Raw genomic sequence first — 26,519 nt, 5'->3', positions numbered from 1 at the left:
GGGTGAATTCATGAAAAAAAGAAAGGGCTTGTGGAATAAGTACTTTAGTTCACTTCTAGCTTTAACGATGTTACTCGGGCCAAGTGCAGCATATGCCCAAGACCAAGCTCAGGTTGATGCATCGGTTACTACAGAGGCACAGCAGTCGAATGCAGCTTTTGAAGCACAATTGGCGAGCGCTGCTGCAGAAGTACAACTAACAAATGTTGCTCTTAAAGGTATTGCGAGCGTTAACAAAGGAGGGAGTTCCGATCGACCAGCAAGGATGCTGAATGATGGTATCATTGGTACAAATTCAGATGTTAACTACGCAGAAACCGGAAGGGATATGGCTCAGACCAAGTTAGACCCTTATTATGTACAGATCGACTTGGGTAAGAACTATGATCTGGAAAAACTGAATTTGTGGCGTTATTTTAATGATAACCGATCGTATAAAGATACGATTATCTTCATTTCGGAGGATGCTAATTTCTCAGCTGAAGATATTGTGTACAACGCAGATGAAAGCGATTTCTTTGGTTTTGGTGCAGGTACGGAGAAAGCATATGCAGAAACGGCTGCAGGTAAAGAAATCAGATTCACTGCACCGATTACGGGTCGATATATCCGAATTATCAACAATGGGCACGATAAGGGAGGGAAAAAGGGGGGACATTACGTCGAGTTACAGGCTTGGGCTAAGGCAGAGTCAACCAATCCAATAGTAAAGTTGCCATTCCCAAATGCTGAGCAGCCACTTGATTTAGGGGATATTTTCACAGCTAACGGCAAGCAAAAAGGGGAGACGCATCCCGATGTGCTTTATTTTAAAAATGGTTGGAATGGCTACAAGTACTGGATGGCTACAACACCTAACCAGAACGGAAACTCACAGTTCGAGAATCCAGCACTACTTGCTTCTAACGACAATGTAACGTGGGTGGCTCCGAATGGTATAAGTAATCCGTTGACAGGGGTTAAGGAAGAACCACGTCCGTATCATAACTGTGATGCAGAGCTTGTCTACAATCCGAAGAATGACTCCTTGTACTTCTACTATAACTGGGCAAAAGATGACCCTGGTTATGGTGGCAATGGATTTGCACCTTCAGAGATTCGATTGTTCATTATCTCTAAAGGAGAGAGTGGCGCAAGTGTCGTAACTCCAAAGTACCAGACGGTAATTAAGACTACATATCGTTATGATGCTCTTTCTCCTTCGGTGATTAGGGGGGATGATGGGATCTGGAAGATGTGGACAGTAAACACAGGAGATCGGGGCTACAATAACCAATCCAACCGGATCGACTACAGACTATCCAAGGACGGTATCCATTGGAGCGAGCCTGTATCACTGGCTGACACCTTTGATCTAGCTAATTATCAAATATGGCATATGAACGTTCAGTACATCCCTGAGAAGAATCAATACTGGGCTATCTTCCCGGCCTATCCAGATGGGGGTAGTTCTGCGCAAACGTATCTCTTCTTCGCAAAATCGAATGACGGGAAAGTATGGACAACTTACGATAAAAAGGTCATGGATGTTGCTCCAGGGAAGTGGGACAGCAGCTTTATCTACCGATCAAGCCTGATTTATGATGCTGCAACAGATAAGGTAAGAGTTTGGTATAGTGGCGGCACGAATGGTGTTCAAAATGGCTGGAGAACAGGATACACAGAGAACACATTCGCGAACCTGAATCTTTATCTGGGTCAAGGAAGTACACCAACTATAGCACCTCCAACTGATCCTATTATTCCAGATGTAGGGCCAGGTGTTGAGGCAACATGGCATGATGTTGATGCCCTAGGTAAAGATATTGTCTATGATGAAGGCTGGGGTAATCTGGATAGCGAAGGAATTGCGATTTCATCTACGAAGGGCGCTAAAGCTACTTTAACGTTCTATGGTACTGGTATTCGCTGGATTGGGCAGAAGGATGTGAACTTTGGTATCGGCGAAGTATGGCTCGACGGTGTAAAAGTTGCAACTGTGGATACCTATGGACGTGGAGCGGATGCTACGTTTAACAAAGTTCATTATGAAAATATGAATTTAACCGAGGGTGTTCATACGATTAGTATCGTACCAACGGGAACTAAGAATCCTAGTTCGTCAGACCATATTATCGATATCGATAAGCTTGTAGTAAAGTATAGCGATTCTGCGGTAATTGGTGTAAATGATTTCACAGTAACTCCTGCTACGGTAGAAATGTACAAAGATGAGTCTATTCAAGTCATCGCAAATGTGCAGCCTTACAATGCAAATAATAAATCCTTATCTTGGTCAACTTCCAACAGTAGCGTGGCTAGTGTTACGAGTGCAGGATTCATTACTGCATTAACAGCAGGAGACGCTGTGATTACAGCAGCGTTAACAGGTACAGATATTACTCGTACGATTAAGGTACATGTGAAAGAATATCCTGCCGGTGTTCCACTCCGAATGACAGTTAACAATGAGAATCCGTTATTCCTACATCACCTGTATCGTCAGGTTAACTCTAATCTGCCTGGACCACTGCAAGGTGGAAAGAGTATTCAGGGATTCTGGGATAGCATCGTAAACGGTGATATTAACGGAAACCGAATTCGGGAAGATCTGGTCGATAACCAAGTTATTATCATTCATGCTTCTGGTAGCGTAAAAGGAAACGCAAGTACTCTTGCTTGGTACGAGGAACGCTTTGCTGAGACTTTGAACAATACACCAAATGATACGAGTGATGATATCCCGTTCTTTATCATGGTGTCCAATTCCGGAACATCTGACGGTGGAGAATACACGCCTCCATCCATCGAATGGACTAGAAAAATGTATGAGCAATATCCGAACATGCGAGGTGTACTCTTCTCTGAGAATCACAATGCAACTGCAGGATGGCAGAGAACTGCACGTTCTGAATATATGAAACAACAAGTTTTACTTGCCGCCGAGCAAGGTGGATATGTGGTTTATTCGGATATGAACGACAATAGTGATTATGTCGAAAGTATTCTGGATCATGCGGGCTTGTTCAATACACTGAAAGAGTTCAAACAGAACTTTATCCTGCTCGCTAAAACAACAAGTGCATGGAGTAATGTAAGTTACAATTCCCATGAGAGCGTAGCACAAGGCGCATGGATGGCAGATATTGCTGGCAACTGGGGGTCCTTGATCGATTCATGGATGTGGTTTATTGAAGGCTTCGGACCATTATATGGTGATGAGACCTTTGGTGTAATGGGTGGTGCAGAAGAGTGTAGAGGTCCATTCACATTCCCAGAACTACTCGCTCCAATGCGGATGATCCAGCAGGCAAGAGTAGGAGCAACGGTATTCTCTTATGAGCATCCGGATCATATGACATCCATTGCAACGAACAATGGTGCGAACAATCAATTTACACCCGTATTTACAGAGGCGATTGCAAAAGCGATGGAGTATATGGAAGATTACGATATCCCAACGAAGGATGAGGTTATTGCGAAGACGAAGTTTGCTTACTCCGCGGAAAAGGGAACACTCGATAGTCTTTCACGGACAGCTACTGGTAATCTTCTGAATCCATTATATGGTGATAAGAACAATAATGGATACAACAATACGACGATGATGACTTACTTCACAGGAAGATATGGCACGATTCCATCCTTACCTAAGCGTACGGGTGAAGATGTGAAAGCTAAGTTCCAATACGTTTATGACAAGGATCAAGTTGTTAGTATTCTCAAGAATCAAGCGGGCATCAAAGCATTCTTTAATGAGCTGTATCCTGAGACCTATGAAGGAACCGCTTATGCTCAAGAGCTGAATAACACATGGTTCCTGTATAACCATAACTGGAATATTGACAGTAGAGTAGATGCAGAGCTTGATGCTACACAATTCGCAAAAGTAAGTCTGAGTAACAACCGTGTAACGGCCAATGTTGAGTTTGCACCGTATACGTATGTCATGATTGACGACCAAAAGCAAGGTGAAGTATTTTTCAATTTTAACAACTATCTGGTGGATAAGAACGATGTCTGGGATGGTTACATTCCTGGAAACGGTAGACCAGGTGATGGATCTACATGGCACTGGGATTCGGATAATGATCGTCAGTTCTATGATTATGTATTAGATCATTACATTCCAGATGCAGTACGAAATGATGACAGATACAGAGCGGCGACGATTAAGTTGACGGGATTTACACAAGAACCGGCTTTGGAGATCAAGCAAGGTTTGACGAATAACGATGGTACGCATCAATATGCAGAGCCAGTTACTACTTGGGATGCTGCAACAGGTACCTTCACGATTCAGATCAGTGCAAATGGCTGGGTGGATTTCACTGTGAAATCGGATGGGTCCGTACCAAGCACTTCATTGTCAGGCATATTATCCGGCGCGAAAGAGGTTCAAGTGGGTGATGAGGTTAGCCTTACTTATGGATTAAAAAATGTTACAGATGCCATTTATGCTAAAGATGTAACGTTTGACTACGATCCAGCTCTTCTGGAATTGGTGTCCTATAATTCTCTCTTTGAGAACTTTAAGATTGTGGATGCCGTTGAATCGCTTGGAAAACTACGTATTATTGCTGCGGGCCTCGGAAGTGAGGGCGGTATTTCTAAAGATAGTGATGTACTGCAACTCAATTTCGCAGCTAAAGCGGTTACTAATGCTGGTGGAACCGCGGTTCAAGCGAAAAATGGAGTTGTATCGAATGCTGATGGGGAAGAGACGATCATAGCGAATACTGAACTGGATATCGTCATCAAGGATACTCCTCCTGTTACGAATCTAGAGGATGTTAATGGCGATGGCAAGATCTCCATTGGTGACTTGGCAATGATCGCGGCTGCATATGGAAAGACATCGTCTGATCCGGATTGGGCGAAGTACGCTAAGCTCGATATCGTGAAGGACGGTAAAATCGACATTCAGGATCTTGCAGCAGTAGCATCTAAGATATTGGTAGCTAATTAATTGTAAGATTAAGCATTTTGCAAAAGGCTGAATAGCTATTAGATATTTGAAACATAGGGTGCACCTCTTCTTAATGCAAAGTGATAGTCTATCGATCACTGTCATGCTGATGAGGTGCAACTCTATTAAAATGGGGGACTTGCAGATGAGGAGAAGAACATTCTTTAATCGCTTTTCATGCACATTACTCGCTATATTAGTCGTCGTATGTAGTAGTGTTTCGAGTATGGGAACAGCTAGTGCCCAATCTGAGAATCGACTGATACGGTTCGAAGCGGAAGAATCGGATAATAATGCAGAGATACAGATGAACAGTAATGCATCAGGTGGGATCGCGCTTGGAAATTTTGATCATGTGGTAGGCCGATATGTGGACTTTAATGAGATTTATGTGCCAGCTGCAGGAAGTTATGATGTGAATATTGGATATTTTGCACCATCGAATACCACATTCTCTCTTCAGGTAAATGGTGTTGCGGCAGCGAAAAGCGCTAAAGGCAAAGGGAATTGGAATGCATTAGGCACGGAAACCTATAAGGTTGAGTTAATCACAGGGGTAAACTCTATTAAGTTCGTAAGTGTAGCTGGAACGGTGATGGATGTTGATTACCTTGAAGTGGTTGGTGCAGTAGATGCTCCGTTACAAGCAGGGTGGACTGAGGTGGAGGATGGTTCCAATCTAATTACATATCAAGGACAATGGAGTACGGTAAACAAGAGTGCTAGTAGAGGTGGTAAGGCAAAACAGACAACTGAGGTTGGAGCGAGCGCAACCTTTACATTCACAGGAACAGGTATTCAGTGGATTGGTAAGAAAGCTCCTAATTTCGGATCAGCCAAGATATATGTGGATGACCAACTTGTCGGTCTTCAAAGTGCGAATAACACACTCAAATATCAACAAGATCTCCATACACTTATAGGACTTCCACTTGGCGAACATACCGTCAAGATTGAGAATGTTGGCGGATCAGGCACCAGTGCTAGCATTGAAGTGGATTCTTTAGCATTCACAGCAGATATAACCCCAGTTGAAGCCGATTCGCTTGTAGTTACACCAGAGAAGAGCAGAGTTAAGATTGGTGAGACCAAGCAATTGACTGCGTCCGCCATGAGCGGTTCACAGCATGTATATGGTGGAGGTGTGACGTATAGTTCTAGTGATGTAAGTGTTGCATCCGTAGGCGAGCATACGGGTCTAGTAACTGCGGTAGCAAGCGGGACTGCTATCATCACAGCTTCTTATGGTAGTTTTACTACGACAGCAACAATCATTGTTAGTGAGCCTCTAACAGGAGGTAAGCGAATTCAGATTGATAACGATCATCCATTATTGATCATTCCTGTCTATGGGAAAGAATACAATCCTGTGGAAAGTACATTCCAATGGGAAGATACACTTCTGGGCAGATGGGAATCCATTCCCGATGATGTAAAGCCATATACGGTAATGGAGATTCATGCAGGGAGCATCGGTATGGGAAAAGAAGCCGAGATGAAAGCCTTCTACACACAGCAGATGGAGATTGCAGAAGAGAATAACATACCGGTCCTCTTATTGACTATGACTGCAGGAAACAAGTCGTATTATACTGGGGTAAGCAGTCTTACTCCGGCATGGGCACAAACGATGTACGATCAATATTCCAGCTTAGTAGGCTTAATGTCTTCTGAAAACTACTGGATCTATGATGATAGTCTTGCAAGCTTGGCAGCGGATTACATTAAGGTATCCGCTGATAATGGTGGTTACTTCGTATGGAGTGAACAAAACCAAGGGAACACCATAGAAAAAGCGATCAGCAATGCTAAATTCCGAAAGGCAACTGAAGATCATGGGGATAGCTTTATTTTCACCTTCAAGAACACTCCAACAACAAGCGGCACTAGTGCTGAAACGATTAGTTACATAGCTGGACTGTGGTTAACGAATCATGTTGCTCATTGGGGCGGTCTTATTGATACGTGGACATGGTGGGAACGCAAGGATTGGAAGTTGTTTGAACAATCCAGATTACCTGGCCTCGCGAATGGTGGAGAGGAAGACCGTAGTGTAGCTACGTTCCCAGAGGCATTATTATCGATTCAAATGATGAACATATACTTGAATGGAGGTAATGTATATAACTTTGAGCATCCGGCATATACAACGGGGATTGAAGATAAGACTACACCGGCATTCGATAATGCAATTATAGACTTTATGCGTTATGCAATCGAGCACCCAGCACCAACGAAGGAAGAGATGAAGGCAAAAACAAAGATTGTGGTACACGACAATATTAGTAGCCTTGGTGGAAAGAATTTTTATAACGGTCTAAATGTTGAGGATGCTAAGACGACGACATATTCAACAGGAAGATATGGAATTATTCCGGTAGTTCCTGCATTAATGTCTAGAGCTTCTGTAACGTCTGCATTTCCAGAAGCTACAATATTAACAAGAACTTCTCCAGAGATCGCATCGCAGCAGCAGAAGGTGGATTTCTTTAACCGTGTGTATCCAGCTAATTATACGGGAACAGCTTTCGCACAGGTCATCGATGAGACATGGTATTTGTATAACCATCTGGAGAACAAAAATGTGAATCAAAATGCTAAATTTAAGCTTTCAGAAGCAGATACAACGGTGGATGCTTTGCTCGAACCACATACCTATGTCATTCTGAAAGATAATAAAGGTTCGGTTAACGTTAAGTTGAACAACTATCGTGTAGATAAAGATAACATCTGGGAAGGGTATACAGCGTCCACGCAGCGCTGGAATACAGATGTGAACAACCTATTCCAGGATTGGATCAAGTCAGAGTACATGACCAATACTCAGGACGATGTAATGAGAACAACAACACTGACGTTAGACAATCTAACTGTATCACCTAAGATTGAAGCGCTAACGGGCCTTGCTGAGCATTATGAACAGCCAGAGGTTGCCTTTGATCAAGAGACTGGTGTAGCCACAATTACGATTTCTAGTAACGGATACATGAACTTTAACATTGTGACTGAACCCACAGACCCTGGCCATATTGGAAAATTGTCAGGTGTACTTCAAGGTATTGAAGAAGTCGAGCTCGGTCAAGATTTAACCGTTGTTTATGGTTTACAGCATGTAACAGACCAGATCTCTGCCAAGGATGTTACATTTACTTATGACGCAAGCAAGCTTGAGCTCGTTTCCTACGAGTCGATTAGATCGGAATTCAAAATCGTAGATACCGTTGAAACTCCTGGTAAGCTTCGCGTTATCGCCGTAGGTTTGGGAAGTGAACACAGCATTACTGCTGACGGTGATGTATTGCAACTTCAATTCAAAGCGAAATCAGCTACAGATGGAGCGGGAACGAAGGTTCAGGCGGTAGATGGAGTCGCTGCGAATGGAAGCGGCATAGAGACAGAAGTCGCTGATGCTGCAATGAATATCGTCATTAAGGACGCTCCTGTCACAAATCCTGAGGATGTAAACGGAGATGGCAAAATTTCGATTGGTGATTTGGGTCTTGTCGCAGCAGCATACAGTAAGACATCGTCTGATCCAGATTGGGCGAAATACGCTAAGCTCGACATCGTTAAAGATGGTAAGATTGATATTCTGGATCTTGCCGCAATAGCTTCCAAGATTGTAACTACTCCATAAGGATGTAGAAACACCTCTTCGTTTGAATTCGTGAGGATTTGATCCACACAATGACAATGAAGAGGTGTTTTATGTTACTGGAGTTTTTACGCTTAGTTACTATACCTATCCTTATACTGCTTCGGAGACATGCCGGCGTACTTCTTAAAGAAATGAGAGAAATATGTAGTGTCTTCAATACCAATGGACTCAGCAATCTCATATATTTTCATATTCGTATTACTAAGGAAATCCTTAGCTTTTTCAATCTTCTTATGATTGATCGTATTAATTAACGTGTCCCCAGTTTTCTCTTTAAAGAGTCTGCTTAAGTAGCTGCTATTAACATTCGTGTGCTTTGCTATATCATTCAGCGTAATGTTCTTGGCATAGTTCTCATTAATATAGTGCATCGTCTCGATGATGATATTATTCTTGCCCTTTGATAACTCATATATATAATCACAGGTTGCGATGACCAGTTGCTGCAGGAGTTCCTTGTATTCACTAAAAAACACACTTTCGAGCAAATCGCTTTGCGTCTCAGTACGATACTCAAAAACCTCTGCTAGCGTTGTATTATAAGCAGCTGCATACTTCTTGCATTTATTTTCAATTAGCAACCCGTCTTTCTTAATATCGACTTCACTTGAATGGTTCTGCATTTGAAACTCGAATAACTGCTCTAATATTTGTACAGCATTGTCTGACAACCCCTTCTGGATTTCGATACTAAGCTTATCTATGAATTTATCCGTTTGGTGTGAATAAACGCCGGTCTGCTTCTCTAATCGTCCATAGTGATATATATTTACCTCTTCACTTAGGAATCGAGTTGATAATGCAAGTGCGGCTTGCTGATATGCTTTACTCAGCATATGAGGGGCATCCGCCAGTTCACTGATACCGATATAAACTCGTCTCATCATAAAACTATCAACCACATTCACAATATCTGAACAGATTTGATCAGCGATGTCTGAATAATGACTTGAAATGTGGTGGATAACGACACAGAACGTATTCTTGGTTAGCGGGACAATGGAAGAGTGATACTCGCTCAGTGACATTTTAAGAAATTTCTCCATATTGCTATGTATCTGCTCATCAAGGGGATCTTGTAATGAATTCGAATCTATTTTAATCGCAAGCGCAACGTAATCAGTAAGCTCTAAATTGTATTGAACAGCTAGTTTATTTATGGCGTCTGCTTCAAACACGGTACCATCGATGATTGATTTCATCACACTGATCTTCATGGCGTCCAGTTGACCGAGATTAATCTCGGATTGTTCTCTTTTTAGTAGTTCTTTCGATTTCTCAACAGCTTCTACAATTCCATCCAGTGCACCTGTCTTGGTCACATAATCAACAACGCCATATTTGATAGCCGATTTAGCATAGGAGAAGTCCGCATAAGCGGTTAGAAGGGTTAGCTTCACTTTACTATTCTGTTCCCAGAGGTAACGTGCCACATCGATCCCATCCATTCTAGGCATTTTGATATCAGAGATCAGAATGTCAGGATTGTACAGCTCCAGATGCTCAAGTATGTCTTGCCCGTCCACGGCAGCATAAACGAGCTCACAGTCAATCTTCTTCCAATCTATCAAATGAACAAGCCCTTTGCGTACCATATGTTCATCATCAGCGATCATTACTTTGTACATCTTGATCCTCCTTACGTGAAATAGTGGTGTCCAAAGGAAGCTGAATACTGACAGTCGTCCCAACATTTCGTTTGGTCGTAATCTGAATGCCGTACTCTGGTCCATAAAAATGCTGAATGATCTTATTCGTATTCTGAAGCCCGACCCGATTATGTCCGTCCTTATCATCTCTAGCTTGCAAGGGCAGCTCCACAACTCCGTCCACGTGTTCAAAGCCGATCCCATCGTCGATGACATCAATAATCAAGCGATCATTCTTCGTGTAGATATGGACTTCAACCGATCCATTCTCATACTTGGGTTCAATACCATGAACAACAGCATTTTCAACGATGAACTGAATTGTTAGCTTCGGTACGTAAAGCTCTAGCAGTCTATCATTTTCATAATGAATCTTATAATTCAGCTTCTCTCCAAAACGATAGCTTTGAAGATAGAGATAAAAGTCAATATAAGTTAACTCCTGCTTAATCGTAACGAGTTCCTTATCGGTCCTATATATACTGGCCTGAATAAGCCCTGCAAACGAACTGATCATGCGATAAATCTCTTCATTGCCATCTATCTTGGCTTTAAGAGCAATGGTATTCAGGACATTGAACATAAAATGAGGATTTACCTGAGTCTGTAAGAATTTTAGCTCAGATTCCCTGATGATCAGTTGCTTCTTATAGACATCATTAATTAAGTAGTCCATCTTTTCTGTCATCGTATTGAATACTCTGCTGATATGAGCAAATTCGAGGCTTGAAAATTCAGGCATTCTTGTACTTAAGTCACCATTTCCTACCAGCTTTATATTGTCAGCTACTTCTTTTAACGGTTTGGTTAGCTTATAGATCGTCACAATGGAGAAGATAATAACAATCAATAGGATGAGAAGGAAGATATACACATAAGGCCCAATCGAATCAAAGAGCAGAAAGGACAATTGGTTGCTCGGCACCCCAATCACCATGTTCATTCCCATATCCATGCGTTTCGTATGTATTAAATATTTTCGATTCTGTACTTTTTCTTCATACACGTCATTTTGATAGGTGGATATCATATTCAGCTTGTCATCTAACGTTAATCGTTTAGTCGGATGCTCAAGCAATACATTTCCATACTTGTCGAACATGAACCAGAACGCATTCTCGTAATGGTCGATACCCTGCATCATGCCATGAATGATCTCTTTATTGATGACAAAGATAATAGTGCCGATATTTTGCATGGATTTAGAGTAGAGGGTGAATACCACATTGATGTTTTCTCCATCAAGTACATACAGTACGTCACTGGATTGATTTAGAAATGTTTTGTGAATTTCTTCAAATTTATGGTCGAATTCAGCTTCTAGCTTCTGTAATGGTGAATAGTAGAATTCACTTAAGGATTTACCATTACGATCAAATAAATAAACTTGCTGTATAAAAACTGATCCGGGCGCAACTACATTCTTATCCGAATAAATATCGATCGATTGCTTGAATTGTTCATGAAGTGTGTCACTGGTCTTCGTGGTGTAGGATTGATTTAGAATATCGAGTAAATAATCTTCAAGTATCGCATTATCTCGAACTCTAAGGAGTGTATCTTCGAGGAGTAGTGTTTTGTTCTGAATGTTGTTGTTTGTTTCTTTAAGGAAGAACTTCATATCATTGCGGATAAAGTCTGTAAACACATTGAATATAAGAATGAATAAGATAACGGTACAGAGCACTAACGGTATCAGCGTAGTCATAATATCAAAGAAAATGATTTTGGAACGCAGTGTTTTTTTTCGTTTGCGATAAAACAAAATCAATCCTTTCACCTGCTCATCTCAGTCATTTATAATTTCTAGTATACCAGATACTGTAAAGCGCTTTCATTACATGTTAAGATAATTGGGAAGTACTGATGAAGAATACATATGGGGGATGTTTTATGATGAAGCCACATCCGAGAATCTTCCTGCTTATTTTAATGATGCTACCGATTGTGCTAACTTCTTGTGGGAGTAAGCCAGCGCAGGAGCAAGTGGTCATTACCCTAATGCATGGATGGGGATGGGCTACACCAGATCATGTCGCTATGCGGCAAATTTATAAAGATTTTGAGCTTGCAAACCCCGATGTGAAGATTATATTTGATTCTTCGCCGAATTTGAATGTTGTTATTGAAAAAGCGAATGATATGCTCGCTGCTGATAAGATGCCAGATATCATCTCAACCAATGGATCTAGTCAGTTTCTAAATAATGCGTTAATTAAGAGGTACGCACTAGACCTTAAGCCTTATATTGATGCAGACGAGGAGTTCAGGAATTCGATTCACCCGTCTACTTTGGATGTCTGGATGAAGGACAATCAAATCTATACGCTTCCAGATGCACTTGAAGTCATCGGTTACTGGTACAATGAAGATATTATGCGGCAAGCTGGAATAACTGTCGATTCTACACCGGATTCAGCTATCAAAATTCCAACGACATGGGACGAATTCTGGGAGACTTGTAATCGCATTCAAGGATGGGCGGAAGCGAATAATAAGGATGTTATTCCTCTAATGATGGAGAAAGAGCAGAATACGGCCTTTCTTGGTGCCCGAATTGCTGGTGATAGCCCTAATGGCTATAAACTGATTAATGACTCTATTGATTTTCAAAGTCAAGAATTTAGACATGCAATTGATGATTTACGTAAAGCCCAATCCTATAGTAATGATACAAAAATAAATATATCGGATGCCAGACAAATGTTCCTGGACAAGAAGACCGTCTTCTATTTTAATGGGGTGTGGGAGAGTGCTGATTTTAGTATGAGCTCGATCAAGGACCACATTAAATCTGCAGTCTTTCCAGGTTATGATCAGCATACTATCTCCTATATATCACCTTCCTCAGGCTATGTTATTGGGAACACAGGAGACCCTCGTAAGATAGAGGCTTGTGTCCGGTTTCTGAAATATATGCTAAGCGAAGAGGTCCAGAAACGAATGGTACAGGAAACAAAGCAGGTACCTTCAAATCCGAATGTGAGTTTAAGTTGGATTAAGGAAACCACAGGTCTACTTGGTCAAGCGCTAGAGACCGCCTATCAGGCTGATATACAGATCCGAACGCTAGAGTCATCCGGTAACAAAATATTACTGGATGCCATGCAGAATAATGTTGAAAGAGCAATCAAGAATGAGATAACAACAGATGAATTAATACAGATATTATCTAAGAACCAATAGAATAATAAAGAACAGTTTAAATTCAGCCTATTCCTAGATAGCCGCCATTGGTGGACTATTGGGAATGGGCTTTTTATGTTGCAAGTTTACATAGGGGCTTTTCCCCCTAAAAAAATCAATAAATCCAAAAAAACACAACATTACATTGATGACATTAGAAAGAAAGCGTTTTACGCAAAAGAGACTCAACCATAAGTCAATTTAATGGATTAAGTTTTTTCGTTTAGTTTGTGAAAATAAAGATACAGGGCGGAAGGGGAAAAGCTCAAAACTTAGAAAAGGGGATTACAACATGAAGAAACTATTAAGGACAGTTCTTACTTTAAGTTTCGCATCTATGATATCGCTTACAGGTTGTTCAGGAAGTAATTCGAATGAAGGTTCACCTACACCACCAACAACTCAAAATGAAGAGAAGACGGAACCTCCTGCGAATGCTGAGAAACCAGAAATCACGTTCTATCATTCATTCTTTCAAGATGACTGGCAGCCAGCAGTTGAAATGAGAAAGATATATGATGAGTTCGCGGAGCTACATAAAGATGAGTTTACATTTAAAGCAGTTGCTCTAGAAACAGGTCCCCAGGGGGTCTATGACAAAGCCATTCAGGAGATTTCCAGAGGTCAGTTTCCTGACATCGTAGATACTGCTGGATATAACATTGTCCCTGCTGGATCTGAAGCAGGATTGATCCTTGATCTTAAGCCGTACATTGATGCAGATCCAACCTTCAAAGAAGGCGTTGGTGTTAACTATGAGCAAAACATGGTTGATGGCAAGATTTATACAGTTCGTGAACAGCTCGAAACGATGGGCTTCTGGTATAACGAAGATCTGTTTACGAAAGCTGGTGCAACAACTCCAGATCAATGGAAGACATGGAATGATTTCAACGCAGCGGTGGAGAAACTGAATGCTTCACCTGACGTAAAGACGCCATTCTCCATGAATCAAGGCTGGCCAACAGACATTCTCTTTAATGCTCGTCTAATTGCAACAGAAGAAGGTAGAGTGTTTGCTAGTAAACTGCCAACTACATTTAACAATCAAGCATTCAAAGATACAGTTCAATTCGTAAGTGATAGTGCGCTGAAGAAGATCAAAACGCAGTATTTCGGTGCGGCAGATTCCGAGGCATATCGCGATGACTTCATGAATGGTGATGCAGCTATGCTGTTCAATGGCGTTTGGGAAGCAGGAAGCTTCGTAGGTGATATGAAGGTTAACCCTGACAGTATTAAACCGGCAGTATTCCCAACGAATGAAGAAGGCAAGCGAGCGGCTATTGTATCAGCATCCACGGGTTATGTGATTAGCAGCAAACAGGATGAAGCGAAGATTAATGCAAGTGTTGAGTTTGTTAAGTATATGACTAGCCCAGAGATTGCAGATCGAATCTTCTCTAAAGTTATGGCAATGCCTGCATACAACGGTCTGGACTACGACAAATACATAAATGGTGACGATGCTGGTCTGATAAAACTTGCAGAAGCATGTAAATTAGCTGCAGATGCAGCATATCAGACGAAAGCGATGAGCTCTAACTGGAACCAGGATATTACTGCAGCCATTGGTGGGAAGTATGCTGGAATGCACGATGGTAGCAAAGATGTCACGGCGATCGTTAAAGAGTTGGACTCAACGCTTCAATAAATACACGAAGAAGAATGAATAGGATGATAAAAACGGTGGGAACTAGGATACAGGCTAGTTTCCACCGTTGTCCTTAGGGGAGGCTAAAGCCATCATGGAATCAAAGATTGATATCGAAGCAACTCCGGCTCCCGTCATGAATAACAAAACGAAGATGAGAAAGAGATTATTTATCATTGGCTTCTTAACGCCAGCAATCCTTTTGTTTTTGTTTATTTATGCCTATCCGTTAATTACGATATTTATCACGTCGTTCAGTCAATGGAACTTCAAGAATCTAGCATCGCCCGAATTTCTTGGTGGGGCACATTTATTCGATAACTACAAAAAGTTATTTGTAAGCGACTATTACTTTCCTGTCGCCCTTGCTAATTCTTTGAAATGGGCTGTGCTAACCCTACTAATACAGGTTCCCATATCCATTATTGTTGCACTTGTACTGTCAAAGAAACCAAGGGGTTGGGCTTTTACACGTAATGCCTTTCTGATTCCGAACATTATCTCAACTGCAGCGATTGGTCTTATTTTTGTGAATCTTTATGATCCTACAAGAGGACTTATCACCGAAATCATTCGGTTATTCAATCCAGATGTGAATCTAAATATTCTAGCTAATCCAGATGAAGCATTCTGGGGTGTAACCTTCTCCTTTATCTTATTTGGAGGAACAAGCTGTATTCTGCTTATGTCGCAAATCTTTTCTATCTCACCAGACCTATATGAAGCAGCCACCATTGATGGAGCGAACAAGTGGCAGTGTGACATGAAGATTACTTTGCCGCTACTTAGACCGATGATTGGAACCGTTGCAATTCTCGCAACGAATTATAGCTTGCTTATCTTCAATGAGATTCAACTCTTAACCAAAGGCGGTCCGGATAATTCAACTTACAGTTTGAGCTATTACATATTCAAGACTTCGATTGGAGGTAGTAAGCTGGACTTTGCGCTTGGGAATACAGCTGGCGTTCTCCAATTCATTCTTGGCGTTATCATGGTAGCGCTCATTACTCGCATATTTAGAACGAATGAAAGTCACTAGCATTGGAGGTTACCACCATGGGTAACAATAAGCCCTCGATTATAGGAGCTGCATTAAGTGGAGTATTGAACTATATCGTCATTATTTTCATATGTCTGATATCGGTCTATCCGATATTATGGGTCTTTATCTCATCGTTCAAAGAAGTTCCCGGAGGACTTGGATTGCCAGAGGTTTGGGTGTTCGAAGGGTATATCACGATATTTACGAAGCTAAACATCGCATCCTACTTCGGAAATAGTATCATCGTTACTGTGTTTTCGACGCTGATCAGTATAACGGTTGTGACTATGGCAGCCTATGTATCCGCCAGAATTCAATTTCAGGGTAAGAATCTGATTACACTTATGTTTGCTTCGACCTTGTTTATTCCTGCGATCTCGATCAGTTTTCCAATCTATCGACTTATAGATGTGTTGGGGTTATATGATACAAGAACGGGCTTGATTCTGATCTATGCGGGACTTGGAATCGCAATTACCTTCTTTGTTATTCGAAGCTATCTGCTTACAATTCCAATGGAAATGGAAGAGGCCGCTCAGATTGATGGTGCGGGTCAGGTAGGTACGTTTATTCGAATTATTGTACCCCTCGCCAGACCAGGGATTGCAACAGCAGCCATTCTTGCTCTACTTAACAACTGGAACGAGTTTTATTTTGCAGCATTGCTGCTTGAGAGCAAAGAAAATATGACAATCCCAGCCTTGCTGGGTCAATTCCGATCAGCCTATGCTCGTGATTTTAATGGGATGTTCTCCGCGATTATCGTATCTGTTGTACCTACTATTATTTTATTCAGCTTAACTTCAAAAGTATTTATCAAGAGCTTAACAGCGGGTGCTGTTAAAGGATAGAGAGGGATACCCATGTCAGATTTATTTACTAGAACCGAATGGTTCCGTCAAGATCGCTTTGGCATGTTTATTCACTGGGGGCTGTATTCAATACCTGCACGCGGTGAATGGATGATGAGTGAAGAGCGAATGTCTGTAGCGCAATACGAGGAATATTACCATCGATTCAATCCAGTGGACTATGATCCGGTTCGGTGGGCGAAGGCTGCCAAGAGAGCAGGTATGAAATATGTCGTCATGACCGTTAAGCATCATGAAGGCTTTTGTCTGTTCGACAGTGCACTCACAGATTACAAATCAACGAATACGGCATGTGGACGAGATTTAACAAGGGAGTTTGTGGATGCGGTTCGCGGTGAAGGACTTAAGGTAGGACTATACTATTCCCTGATAGATTGGCATCACAAGGATTATCCTAAATATAACGACATCAACCACCCTATGCGTGGTAATGAAGCCTATAAGAACGATCAGATCCACTTCGATCAATATTTGGATTATATGCACGGACAGATTCAAGAGCTATGTACGAATTACGGTAAGATTGATATTCTCTGGTTCGATTACTCATATGAGGATTTAAGAGGTGAAGCTTGGCGGGCAAAAGAGCTGATGGAGATGGTTCGTACTTATCAACCAGAGGTTATCATCGACAATCGCCTAGAAACAAGCGGTGAAGGCGGTGGCAGTTTACTAACAGCAAACCCGACAGCATGGAGCGGCGATTTCTACAGTCCTGAACAGATCATTCCGCCAGAAGGAATTAGGAATGAGGATGGCGTACCGATTCCGTGGGAGTTGTGTACTACGATGAATAATCATTGGGGGTACAACCCTAACGATACTGCGTATAAACCAGCCTCCATGCTTATTCGCAAGCTTGTGGAATGCGTCAGCAAGAGTGGAAACATGATTCTTAATGTAGGACCGGATGCCAAGGGCAATTTTAACAAGCAGTCGATGGATCTTCTGGAATTCATTGGCGAGTGGATGGATAAGAACAGTGAAAGTATTTATAACTGCAGTTATGCTGAAATTGAGAAGCCGGAGTGGGGAAGATACACGCGTTCCGGGAACAAAATATATGCACATGTACTCGAAGCATCCATTGGTCCAATCGCATTGACAGGTATACCTGCCGATAAAGTGAAATCAATGTATCGTTTGGCTGATGGCGTTGAGGTGCAGCGAGGGGATAGCTGGATTACGAAAGCTTACGACAATATCCTGTTTGCTTGCCTAGGCAGTGTAGCGCACTTTACGTATATGCTTCCAGATGATACCGATACGGTGCTAGTAATTGAGCTTGAGGATTAAGTCAGAAAAATAGAAAAGCAACTATGGTTTCACAAATATCCACCATAAATAGCTGAACACGATAAATGTGTTCGGCTATTGTATTTCTGGATGCATCAAGGAGGATCTAACACACATGGGTATTAATGGTATATTATAGAATTCAAGGGATCACTTTATCGTAGAAAGAACAACAACGGCCACCTTAAAGGGGGCCTTTATTGTTCTTAGCTGAGATCCTGACGAAACAAGTGAAAGATCATTAATGAGGATGTGATCTAATGTTGAATTATACAAACACGACAAAAGAACTTTCGGAAAGCGGGATTGATACCGCAATCATATCGGTAGGCGCAACCGAACAATTTGGGCCATATTTGCCCATGCACTTGGATAATTTGATTGCTGAACGTTATGCTGAAGAATACGGAAAAGCTTTAAATGCATATGTACTACCAACGTTACCGTTTAATACTTCTGAGGAACATGCGAATTTCAAAGGGACAGTAACGATTAGCCCTAATCTAATTTCAACCATGATGGAGGAAATCATTATTAGTTTAATGAGGCAAGGGTTTAAGAAGTTTGTTGTATGTTCAGGCCATGGTGGCTCTTATTGGGAAGGGGCATTCATCAAACATATAAATTATAAATACCCAGAAATTATAGTCATTCACCCTCATCATAATCATGATGCTTGGGTCTTAGCCATTCAAGCAGCAGAATTAGAAGGATTAGATGAAATGCACGGTGGATTGTTATCCGTATGTACTGCGATGTGGCTATGTCCAGATAAAGTGAAGTTAGAGTCCATGGGATCCTCCATTCCTATTGAGAACAAAAAGTATGCTGATTTTATGGGCTGGGACAAGCTTACCTCAGATGGGTGTTGGGGAAGCTTTGATGCCGAATTGTATACTGCCGAAGAGTTAGCTCGTAAAGGTGAAATTTTTTGTAGTACATTTATGAAAAGGAAAGCGGAAGGTCTTAAAGAACTATTAGAAGACGCATATCATAAAAAAACCTGTCGGTGAATGAAAGGAATGATTGAGGAACATGAAAATGATAGATTTAAACGCGTTTCCAGCCCTGTCTGGCGTAATGGATTGGGGGATTGTTCAAGCTGAGTTTGTCATAACAGATAGAATAGACGAAAGCTTAGTAAGTAACGTCAGCATCATACCTTTTTGCGGAAGCAAGTGTGTTGTCTTTCAAATCGATAATGGGAACTGGGAGCTTCCCGGGGGCACATTAGAAGAAGGTGAGCGATATATGGACGGATTAAAGCGAGAAATGATGGAGGAGCTTGGAGCGGAGCTAATATCCTATCAAGTATTTGGTCAATTTAATTGCTTATCCCGTGCAGATCAACCGTACAAATCCCATATTTCTCATCCTAATTTCGTTCGTTTAATCGGTTATGGAGAGGTGAATATCGTTGATGTTCCATTAAATCCAGAAGATGGCGAGACAGTTGTAGCCGTTGAATTAGTGGATATCGAAGAAGCAATCAAGAGATTCGAAGACATCCAAAGGCATGATATAGCGGAGATGTATAAGCTGGCCAACATGATTAAGGAGGTAAGATGATTAAATACAACTTATGCTTAATCAGACAGGGAAATAAAATTCTATTATTGAATCGAGAACGTTCACCTTGGATGGGCTGTTGGACCAAAGAAGGCATTGGTGATTGTCATTATCGTAAGGACATTGTCATTTCATAGCTTTGAGAGGAGATATGATTTATGAGTATATTTAGCAGCTATTTGTACATACCCGTAAGTGATTTTAAGCGTTCCGCAGAATGGTACAATCAACATTTTGGATTTCGAGTTGTTAAAGAAGATGCATTATTCTTAGAGCTTCGGAGTGAGTTTGGTGTACGAGTGATGCTAATTATGAATGAACCAAGCATTAATTCACATATGAATTATTCTACTGGATCACAAGCTGCCTATGGCTTTGTTGTACATAACATTCACGAGATCTATCAGAAGTTAATATCTTTAGGAATTGAAGTTACATCGATGACGGATTATGAAGGAACTTCTTTTAAATTCTACGATCCAGATCGTAATATTATTGAGCTATGGGGTGATTATCCAGAGGCCGGATGGACTACATTCGAACGAATTGATGAGTAGTTTGTTTTTTTATAATGAAAGGGGGGAATTCATGTTTCTAAATGGTTTGAAAGCTGGAGACAGGATACAGTTATCAGGGAAGTCAAAATTCAAATTCAAAGATAAGAAAAAATATTTAATTGAAGATCATAGTTAAATAAGAAGTAATAACCTACTTATTTCTGCAGATAACTTCTTCAACATCGTGGATAGGACTCGTTGATCTTTTTCAAGGAGGAGGTTCACTATGAATCGTAGAGCCAAAATAACAATAGGTATACTCTTAACTATATTCGTTTTGATCGCGAGTGGATTTTTATTTTATCGTAATCTATCACCGGAATTTATGCCAACGAATATAACAATTGAGAGTACAATACATAAACTGAACGCAAATGAATATATGGTTGAATTACAAGTGAATCAAAAAAAGGATGACTATCATTCGAATATGATTTACCCCATCATACCGGGCAAAGGGAATATTTCCTTCATTCAGGATGATGATCTATTTACACCTTCTTCTATCGGGAATGACCACGCTAGTCTTCAGATGCTTACGAACGAAATTTCAAATATGCCAATGGCTCAAGAGCCTTTTGGATTCGGGATTCCGGGCATGAAGGGGACCTATAATATGAAATTCACGGTAGATGCATTAAGTGAAGCACAAGTGAATTTGAACCCCAAAATTTATTATATTCATAAAGAGAAACGTTACGGTAAGGATCTAAGCTGGATTAAGGGTTTCGAGATGACAGTTGAATGATTTTCGTAACTTTTCAAGTGTGAACTTCGTCAAACATATAATAATCGCTATTATGCGGTGGTTTATGGAGGTGCACTATTCTTGAAAAAAATTATTATCCTGTTGCTTTTATCCATTGTATTTACCTCATGTAGCTCAGATCCCATTCAGGAGAACATTTCATTACACAAGAATATGAGTTTTAGTGAGGCAAAATCAGAAGGCTATGTTGTTACAGGACCATTTGGACTGGCTAATGTGGATAGACTGGAAGAGTTCTATGAGGATGTTCAGAACAAAGTTAAGAATTGGATCACAATCGCTCACTATACAGATGAAGGAGATCCGATCTATATTGATCTGGAGTTTGATGGAGAGAAGTTTATATATGTTTACGATAATACATGGGATGCATTCGGAGGACAGGATAAAGGTGTGAACGAGGCAACTTGTACAGAACTGGGTAAACGGGTCGGTCTTTATGGAAACCTAAACGGTACAGAATATTATCTCACCTCGTGCAAGGATGACGTTGGGTATAGCAGTCCGGAGAAGAAAGAGTACTATTTGTTATTTGTTAGTGATGGAGAGAAGTAGTATGAAATAACATCATTCGGATGGAGGTGAGAAAAATTCAACAATTAAGCTATCGTCTAGCTACATCTGAAGACGCTGAATGGTTAGCCACAATGAACAAGGAATTAATTCAAGATGAACACAGTGATAATTCAATGGATCTTGGAGAACTGGTTACTCGAATGCATCAATTCTTAACAGATGAATGGGATGCAGCCATATTATCGTTGGATGACAAACCAATTGGCTACGCTCTGTACCTATTAAGGAACAATTTATATAACGATAAAAACAAAGAAATTTATATTAGGCAATACTTTATCAAGCGTGAATATAGACAACAGGGGATAGGTAAGCGGGGGATTGAATTACTTGAAGAGGAGCTTTTTCCAGAGCATAGTACCTTGGTCATTGATGTACTAAGTGTTAATGAAAGTGGATATCGATTTTGGGAAGCTATTGGATTTGAACCCTACTATATAAACATGAAAAAAAAGAGAGTAGATCAATACTGATTCTTCAATGTTCAGGAGTGAACTTAGATGATCAAGTACTATTATGAAGAGCACGAGAAGACATATCTTGCGATTAGGGATGGAAATTTAGAGGCGTGGGATCAGTACCATGAACCAGAACATTATAATTTTGATAAGTTTATGATGAGACCATTTTTAGAGAAAGTTATAGATTTGATAAAAGTGGATGCAAAAGAATCTGAAGTGTTTGAGTATGGTTGTGGAACCGGGACAGGAGCATGTTTCTTAGCAGATAAAGGATATTCCGTAGATGCGATGGATATTTCCCCGACTGCCATTGAAATTGCAAAGGCCAAAGCATTTGAACGTAACTTGAAGGTGAACTATACGAATCAAGATATTTTGGCGTTGTCAGGAATGAACAAAGAATATGACATTATCTTAGATAACTATTGCTTGCAGAGCATTGTCACTGATGGTGATAGATCAAAATTGTTTTCGATCGTGAGATCGGGGTTAAAAAAATCCGGATTCTATATCATTGCTACGGCAATGTATAGTGAATCACGTATATATCCAGAGGATACCTATTATTGTGAAGACACGGGGATGGTGTATGAAAGAATTGTAACACCGGAACATTACACTGACGCGGTTATGATTAATAAGCTGTGGTGGCTTCCTCATAGAAGACACCTTAAGCCTGAAGAATTGAGAGCAGAGCTGATTAGCAATGGTTTCTCGATTATTTTTCAAGATGGCGGAAATATAGTGTGCAAGAAATGATTGAAGACTTGTCTATTTCAGAACAGCACTCCGGGAGCAGATGAATATTTGGAGAATTATAAAGATTTTTTTAGTATCCAGGGATTAGGAGGTGAGCAAGATGCTATTTAATAATTCGAACAATGCTATCTCGACATATGATTTTCCGGTTCCAGAACATGTCGCAATGATGATGGATGGCAATGGGAGATGGGCAAAAAAGCGAGGATTGCCAAGAACCTCCGGACACTATGCCGGTATGATGACGATGCGTGAGATTATACGGAATTGTCATCAATTGAAGATTAAGTATTTAACACTCTATGCATTTTCAACTGAAAACTGGACTAGGCCAGAAGAAGAAGTGAATTACTTAGTACAACTTCCGAAGCTATTTTTTCGAGATGAAATTATAGACGAACTAATAAGAGGAAATATGCAGATTCGATATATTGGAGACTTATCTAAATTTCCTGAGTCCATACAAGATATTATGCGAAAAAGTGTTAAATTAACTCGAATGAATACGGGAATGATTATTAATTTTGCTATGAATTACGGTGGGAAAGCTGATATTATTCAAGCCATTCATAAATGCATTGAAGATCACCCGAATTCAAGTGAAATAACGGAAGATATAATGGAATCCTATTTATACACTAACGGTTGCCCTTCCCCAGACCTCATTATTAGAACGAGTGGAGAAAAAAGATTAAGTAATTTCCTCTTATGGCAGTCGGCTCAATCAGAGCTATGGTTTACAGATACATTATGGCCTGACTTCAATTTGAATTTGTTGTTATCGGCGATAGATGATTATAGAGAAAGAAAGGTTAGAGAGTATGCCTGATCCTATTATTATTATTCCTTACGATGCAAAGTGGAAGACAGAATTTCGAGAAATTGGAATGAAAATAAGACAAGCTCTAGGCCAGACAGCAATACGAATAGATCATATTGGTTCTACTTCTATAGTAGGCCTTGATGCTAAACCAATAGTAGATATTCAGGTTTCTGTAGCTAGATTAGAGACCATAGAGCTATATAAACCTCACTTCGAAAGAATTGGCTTCAGACATAGAGTCGACAACATCGATTTAACGAAACGATATTTTCGAGAAACACCAGGAAATAAGAGAGTACATATTCATGTTCGAGAGTCGGGAAGCTGGTCAGAACAATTTGCATTGTTATTTCGGGATTATTTGAGAGTTCATCCAGCCGACTGTAAGAAATATGCTGAAGAGAAGTATAGATTGATGGAATTATTCAAAGATGCACGTGAAAGGTATGTTGAAGGGAAAGAACCCGTAATATGGGATATCATGAGAAATGCAAGTCGGTGGAGTCAAGAAATGGGCTGGAAACCAGGGATAACCGACGTTTAATTCAATTACTTATTATGTAGAAGGTAGTGTGACCCATGCACAAAAAAATAGAAGTGTTTTCTTTAAATGCTTGGCCTGCATTACAGACATTTCTCGATGACGGATGGCTGTTACGTTTTGCAGACGGATATACGAAGAGATCTAATTCAATTAGTCCTATTTATCATAGTCATGAACAGAGCCTCCAAGAAATCGAAGAGAAAATCCGGGGATGCGAATCGATGTACTCCCAGGTTGGACTTGATACGGTCTTCAAAATCACCCCTTTTGTGATTCCTGAACATTTAGACAGCATTTTGGAACAGCGAAGCTATGAAATTCTTGACCTTACAAGTGTTCGGATCTTGGATCTATCAGAGATGGAGGAGCCTCAAACTAACAACGTGACAATACAAAATGAAATTAGTAATACATGGTTAGGAGTTGTAAGTTCGCTTAACAACCTTACAGAAGCAAATACAGAAATCACAAGAAAGCTATTATCTAGTTCATATCTGAAAAAAGGTTTCTTTACACTATACGAAGATTCGATTCCTGTTGCTTGCGGAGTCGGAGTCATTGAACAAGATTATGTTGGACTATATGACATCGTCACGGACCATAGATATCGAAATCGGGGATATGGAAGGGAATTGGTTTTACATATTTTGAAGTGGGCCAAGGCAAATGGAGCAAGCCATAGTTATTTACAAGTGCTATACAGTAATGAGCCAGCCAATCGACTATATGAACGACTCGGTTATCGAGAGATATATACATATTGGTATAGGCGTAAAATCCACTTGAATGGAGTGATATAGACCGTGGAACATGAACAACCCAAACATACAGTATCGGTTTCTGCATTCGTGTTGAACAACAAGGATGAGGTTTTATTACTTAGAACGCATTGGCGTTCAGATACATGGGAAATGCCTGGAGGGAATGTTGAAGAAGGAGAGCCTTTAGACAAGGCAGTCTGTAGAGAATTTTTTGAGGAGACTGGAGTTGTCATCCGTCCATTGGGTGTAACAGGCGTTTATTTTAATGCAACTAAACATGTTTTATCTGTCGTGTTTAAAGCTGCGTATGTTAGTGGAGAGATAAATATCCAACCTGAAGAAGTTGTAGAAGCTAAGTATATTGAAATAAATGAATCCAATATAGACGAATATATCACTCGCCCACAGCAAAAATCTCGGACCCTTGATGCGATGAGAGCAGAATGCTTCGTTCCATACGAAACATGGGAAGTAGATCCTTCATACAATTTACTATCGAGATTGTACCCATGACAATTTTCAAAGAATGTATGCCTAGTGGAGAGAGTTTCATGAAGCTTGTGGATAGTACGGGATGGAATGGGATAACGGATAAAGGACCTGAAAGATTAACTGAGGCGTTAAGGAATAGCTGGTATGTCGTTTCAGCCTTTGAAGAAGATGAACTGATTGCAATGGGCAGGGTTATTTCAGATGGTGTATTTCAGGCTCTTATCTGTGATCTGATCGTGCTTCCCGATTATCAAGGAAGAGGGATTGGAAGCGAAATAATGAGACAACTGTTATCGAAATGTTATGAGAATGATATCTTAATGGTCCAGCTTTTTGCAGCTAAAGATAAGCATATGTATTACAAGAAATTTGGTTTCGAGGCAAGGCCGGATGATGCTCCTGGGATGAGATGGGTGAATAGAGATATTCCATTGGACTGATCAGTATTATTTTCGATACTGGAAAGAGAGTTTTGAAGGCAGATAACAAAGAAAGAGTGATATGAAATGAAATCACCAGGCGGATCAATATTTCCATACTACTATAAGGGTGGGGAGATCCACTGTCTAAAGTATGGAAATAAATATAAAGATGCTGACGCTCTCTTTCATGTGATGAAGCAAGAGGAGGAGTTTATATTAACTACAAATCGGCAATTAAAAGTCTGGGTTGATTTCTACAAGACTTCTATTACTGATAACGTATTGATAGCGTTTGTTGAGAACTTAAATCGTCTAAACGGACATATTAACAAATTAGCTGTCGTTGGATTATCCAGCTTCAATATATGGAGACTGAAGAGGAAAATAAGAAGAACGAAGCTCTCATTGAACATATCATTTTATGCAGATCCAGAAGATGCGAAAACTTGGTTAGTGAGTGATAGATAAGTGACCAACT

At 40.5% G+C, this 26,519-nt stretch carries 22 protein-coding genes; 20 read left to right on the top strand and 2 right to left on the bottom strand.

Features of this window, described 5'->3' with window-relative positions:
* The first annotated feature begins 10 nt into the window (after positions 1-10).
* Both AC3WJJ_RS05960 and AC3WJJ_RS05955 read left to right on the top strand, forming a co-directional pair.
* Positions 11-4,948, top strand: coding sequence for a glycoside hydrolase family 98 domain-containing protein (locus tag AC3WJJ_RS05960; protein WP_492538835.1), 4,938 nt, complete (start codon positions 11-13; stop codon positions 4,946-4,948).
* A gap of 145 nt (positions 4,949-5,093) precedes the next feature.
* Positions 5,094-8,585 carry a glycoside hydrolase family 98 domain-containing protein gene (locus AC3WJJ_RS05955; protein ID WP_492538833.1) on the top strand — a complete coding sequence of 1,164 codons (3,492 nt, stop codon included), beginning with the start codon at positions 5,094-5,096 and terminating at the stop codon, positions 8,583-8,585.
* A gap of 92 nt (positions 8,586-8,677) precedes the next feature.
* On the opposite strand, the gene AC3WJJ_RS05950 is transcribed toward AC3WJJ_RS05955, so the two are convergent.
* Both AC3WJJ_RS05950 and AC3WJJ_RS05945 read right to left on the bottom strand, forming a co-directional pair.
* Positions 8,678-10,234 carry a response regulator gene (locus tag AC3WJJ_RS05950; RefSeq protein ID WP_492538831.1) on the bottom strand — a complete coding sequence of 519 codons (1,557 nt, stop codon included), beginning with the start codon at positions 10,232-10,234 and terminating at the stop codon, positions 8,678-8,680.
* Complete coding sequence (locus AC3WJJ_RS05945) at positions 10,212-12,035, bottom strand: sensor histidine kinase (protein ID WP_492538829.1); 1,824 nt, start codon at positions 12,033-12,035, stop codon at positions 10,212-10,214. Before AC3WJJ_RS05945 ends, AC3WJJ_RS05950 begins: the two co-directional genes overlap by 23 nt.
* 113 nt (positions 12,036-12,148) lie before the next feature.
* On the opposite strand from AC3WJJ_RS05945, the gene AC3WJJ_RS05940 reads away from it, so the two are divergent.
* The 18 genes from AC3WJJ_RS05940 (at position 12,149) to AC3WJJ_RS05855 (ending at position 26,509) form a co-directional block, all read left to right on the top strand.
* On the top strand, positions 12,149-13,441 hold the full coding sequence (locus tag AC3WJJ_RS05940; RefSeq protein ID WP_492538827.1) for an ABC transporter substrate-binding protein: 1,293 nt from the start codon (positions 12,149-12,151) through the stop codon (positions 13,439-13,441).
* A 292-nt stretch (positions 13,442-13,733) separates the two neighbouring features.
* Positions 13,734-15,095 (top strand): ABC transporter substrate-binding protein, encoded by a 1,362-nt coding sequence (locus AC3WJJ_RS05935; protein ID WP_492538825.1) that lies wholly within the window; start codon positions 13,734-13,736, stop codon positions 15,093-15,095.
* 94 nt (positions 15,096-15,189) lie between these two features.
* Positions 15,190-16,137 carry a carbohydrate ABC transporter permease gene (locus AC3WJJ_RS05930; protein WP_492538823.1) on the top strand — a complete coding sequence of 316 codons (948 nt, stop codon included), beginning with the start codon at positions 15,190-15,192 and terminating at the stop codon, positions 16,135-16,137.
* Positions 16,138-16,154: 17 nt separating this feature from the next.
* Positions 16,155-16,991, top strand: a complete 837-nt coding sequence (locus AC3WJJ_RS05925; RefSeq protein WP_492538821.1) for a carbohydrate ABC transporter permease — start codon at positions 16,155-16,157, stop codon at positions 16,989-16,991.
* A 12-nt stretch (positions 16,992-17,003) separates the two neighbouring features.
* A complete protein-coding gene (locus AC3WJJ_RS05920; RefSeq protein WP_492538819.1) occupies positions 17,004-18,308 on the top strand; it encodes an alpha-L-fucosidase in 1,305 nt (434 codons plus the stop codon).
* A gap of 260 nt (positions 18,309-18,568) precedes the next feature.
* Entirely contained in the window at positions 18,569-19,321 is a 753-nt protein-coding gene (locus AC3WJJ_RS05915) for a creatininase family protein (protein ID WP_492538817.1), read from the top strand.
* 22 nt (positions 19,322-19,343) lie between these two features.
* Positions 19,344-19,877, top strand: a complete 534-nt coding sequence (locus AC3WJJ_RS05910) for an NUDIX hydrolase (protein ID WP_492538815.1) — start codon at positions 19,344-19,346, stop codon at positions 19,875-19,877.
* A gap of 158 nt (positions 19,878-20,035) precedes the next feature.
* On the top strand, positions 20,036-20,434 hold the full coding sequence (locus tag AC3WJJ_RS05905; protein WP_492538813.1) for a VOC family protein: 399 nt from the start codon (positions 20,036-20,038) through the stop codon (positions 20,432-20,434).
* Positions 20,435-20,660: 226 nt separating this feature from the next.
* On the top strand, positions 20,661-21,182 hold the full coding sequence (locus tag AC3WJJ_RS05900; RefSeq protein ID WP_492538811.1) for a hypothetical protein: 522 nt from the start codon (positions 20,661-20,663) through the stop codon (positions 21,180-21,182).
* Between the two features lie 81 nt (positions 21,183-21,263).
* The gene (locus AC3WJJ_RS05895; RefSeq protein ID WP_492538809.1) at positions 21,264-21,758 is read left to right on the top strand and encodes a DUF4362 domain-containing protein; all 495 of its coding nucleotides are present in this window, start codon (positions 21,264-21,266) and stop codon (positions 21,756-21,758) included.
* A 26-nt stretch (positions 21,759-21,784) separates the two neighbouring features.
* Positions 21,785-22,252, top strand: coding sequence for a GNAT family N-acetyltransferase (locus AC3WJJ_RS05890; protein ID WP_492538807.1), 468 nt, complete (start codon positions 21,785-21,787; stop codon positions 22,250-22,252).
* A 27-nt stretch (positions 22,253-22,279) separates the two neighbouring features.
* Positions 22,280-22,999 (top strand): class I SAM-dependent methyltransferase, encoded by a 720-nt coding sequence (locus tag AC3WJJ_RS05885; RefSeq protein ID WP_492538805.1) that lies wholly within the window; start codon positions 22,280-22,282, stop codon positions 22,997-22,999.
* A 100-nt stretch (positions 23,000-23,099) separates the two neighbouring features.
* On the top strand, positions 23,100-23,828 hold the full coding sequence (uppS, locus tag AC3WJJ_RS05880; protein ID WP_492538803.1) for an undecaprenyl pyrophosphate synthase: 729 nt from the start codon (positions 23,100-23,102) through the stop codon (positions 23,826-23,828).
* Positions 23,821-24,366: a GrpB family protein gene (locus AC3WJJ_RS05875; RefSeq protein ID WP_492538801.1), complete on the top strand. Its 546-nt coding sequence runs from the start codon at positions 23,821-23,823 to the stop codon at positions 24,364-24,366. Before uppS ends, AC3WJJ_RS05875 begins: the two co-directional genes overlap by 8 nt.
* Before the next feature lie 35 nt (positions 24,367-24,401).
* Entirely contained in the window at positions 24,402-25,166 is a 765-nt protein-coding gene (locus tag AC3WJJ_RS05870; protein ID WP_492538799.1) for a GNAT family N-acetyltransferase, read from the top strand.
* Positions 25,167-25,169: 3 nt separating this feature from the next.
* A complete protein-coding gene (locus AC3WJJ_RS05865) occupies positions 25,170-25,640 on the top strand; it encodes an NUDIX hydrolase (protein ID WP_492538797.1) in 471 nt (156 codons plus the stop codon).
* Between the two features lie 38 nt (positions 25,641-25,678).
* On the top strand, positions 25,679-26,059 hold the full coding sequence (locus tag AC3WJJ_RS05860; protein ID WP_492538795.1) for a GNAT family N-acetyltransferase: 381 nt from the start codon (positions 25,679-25,681) through the stop codon (positions 26,057-26,059).
* A gap of 66 nt (positions 26,060-26,125) precedes the next feature.
* Entirely contained in the window at positions 26,126-26,509 is a 384-nt protein-coding gene (locus AC3WJJ_RS05855; protein ID WP_492538793.1) for a hypothetical protein, read from the top strand.
* The last annotated feature ends 10 nt before the right edge of the window (positions 26,510-26,519 follow it).

This window comes from Paenibacillus sp. FW507-14B1B (assembly GCF_058781425.1).
The sequence above is the reverse complement of the archived record's forward strand: the minus strand, read 5'-3'. Positions and strand labels throughout refer to the sequence as shown.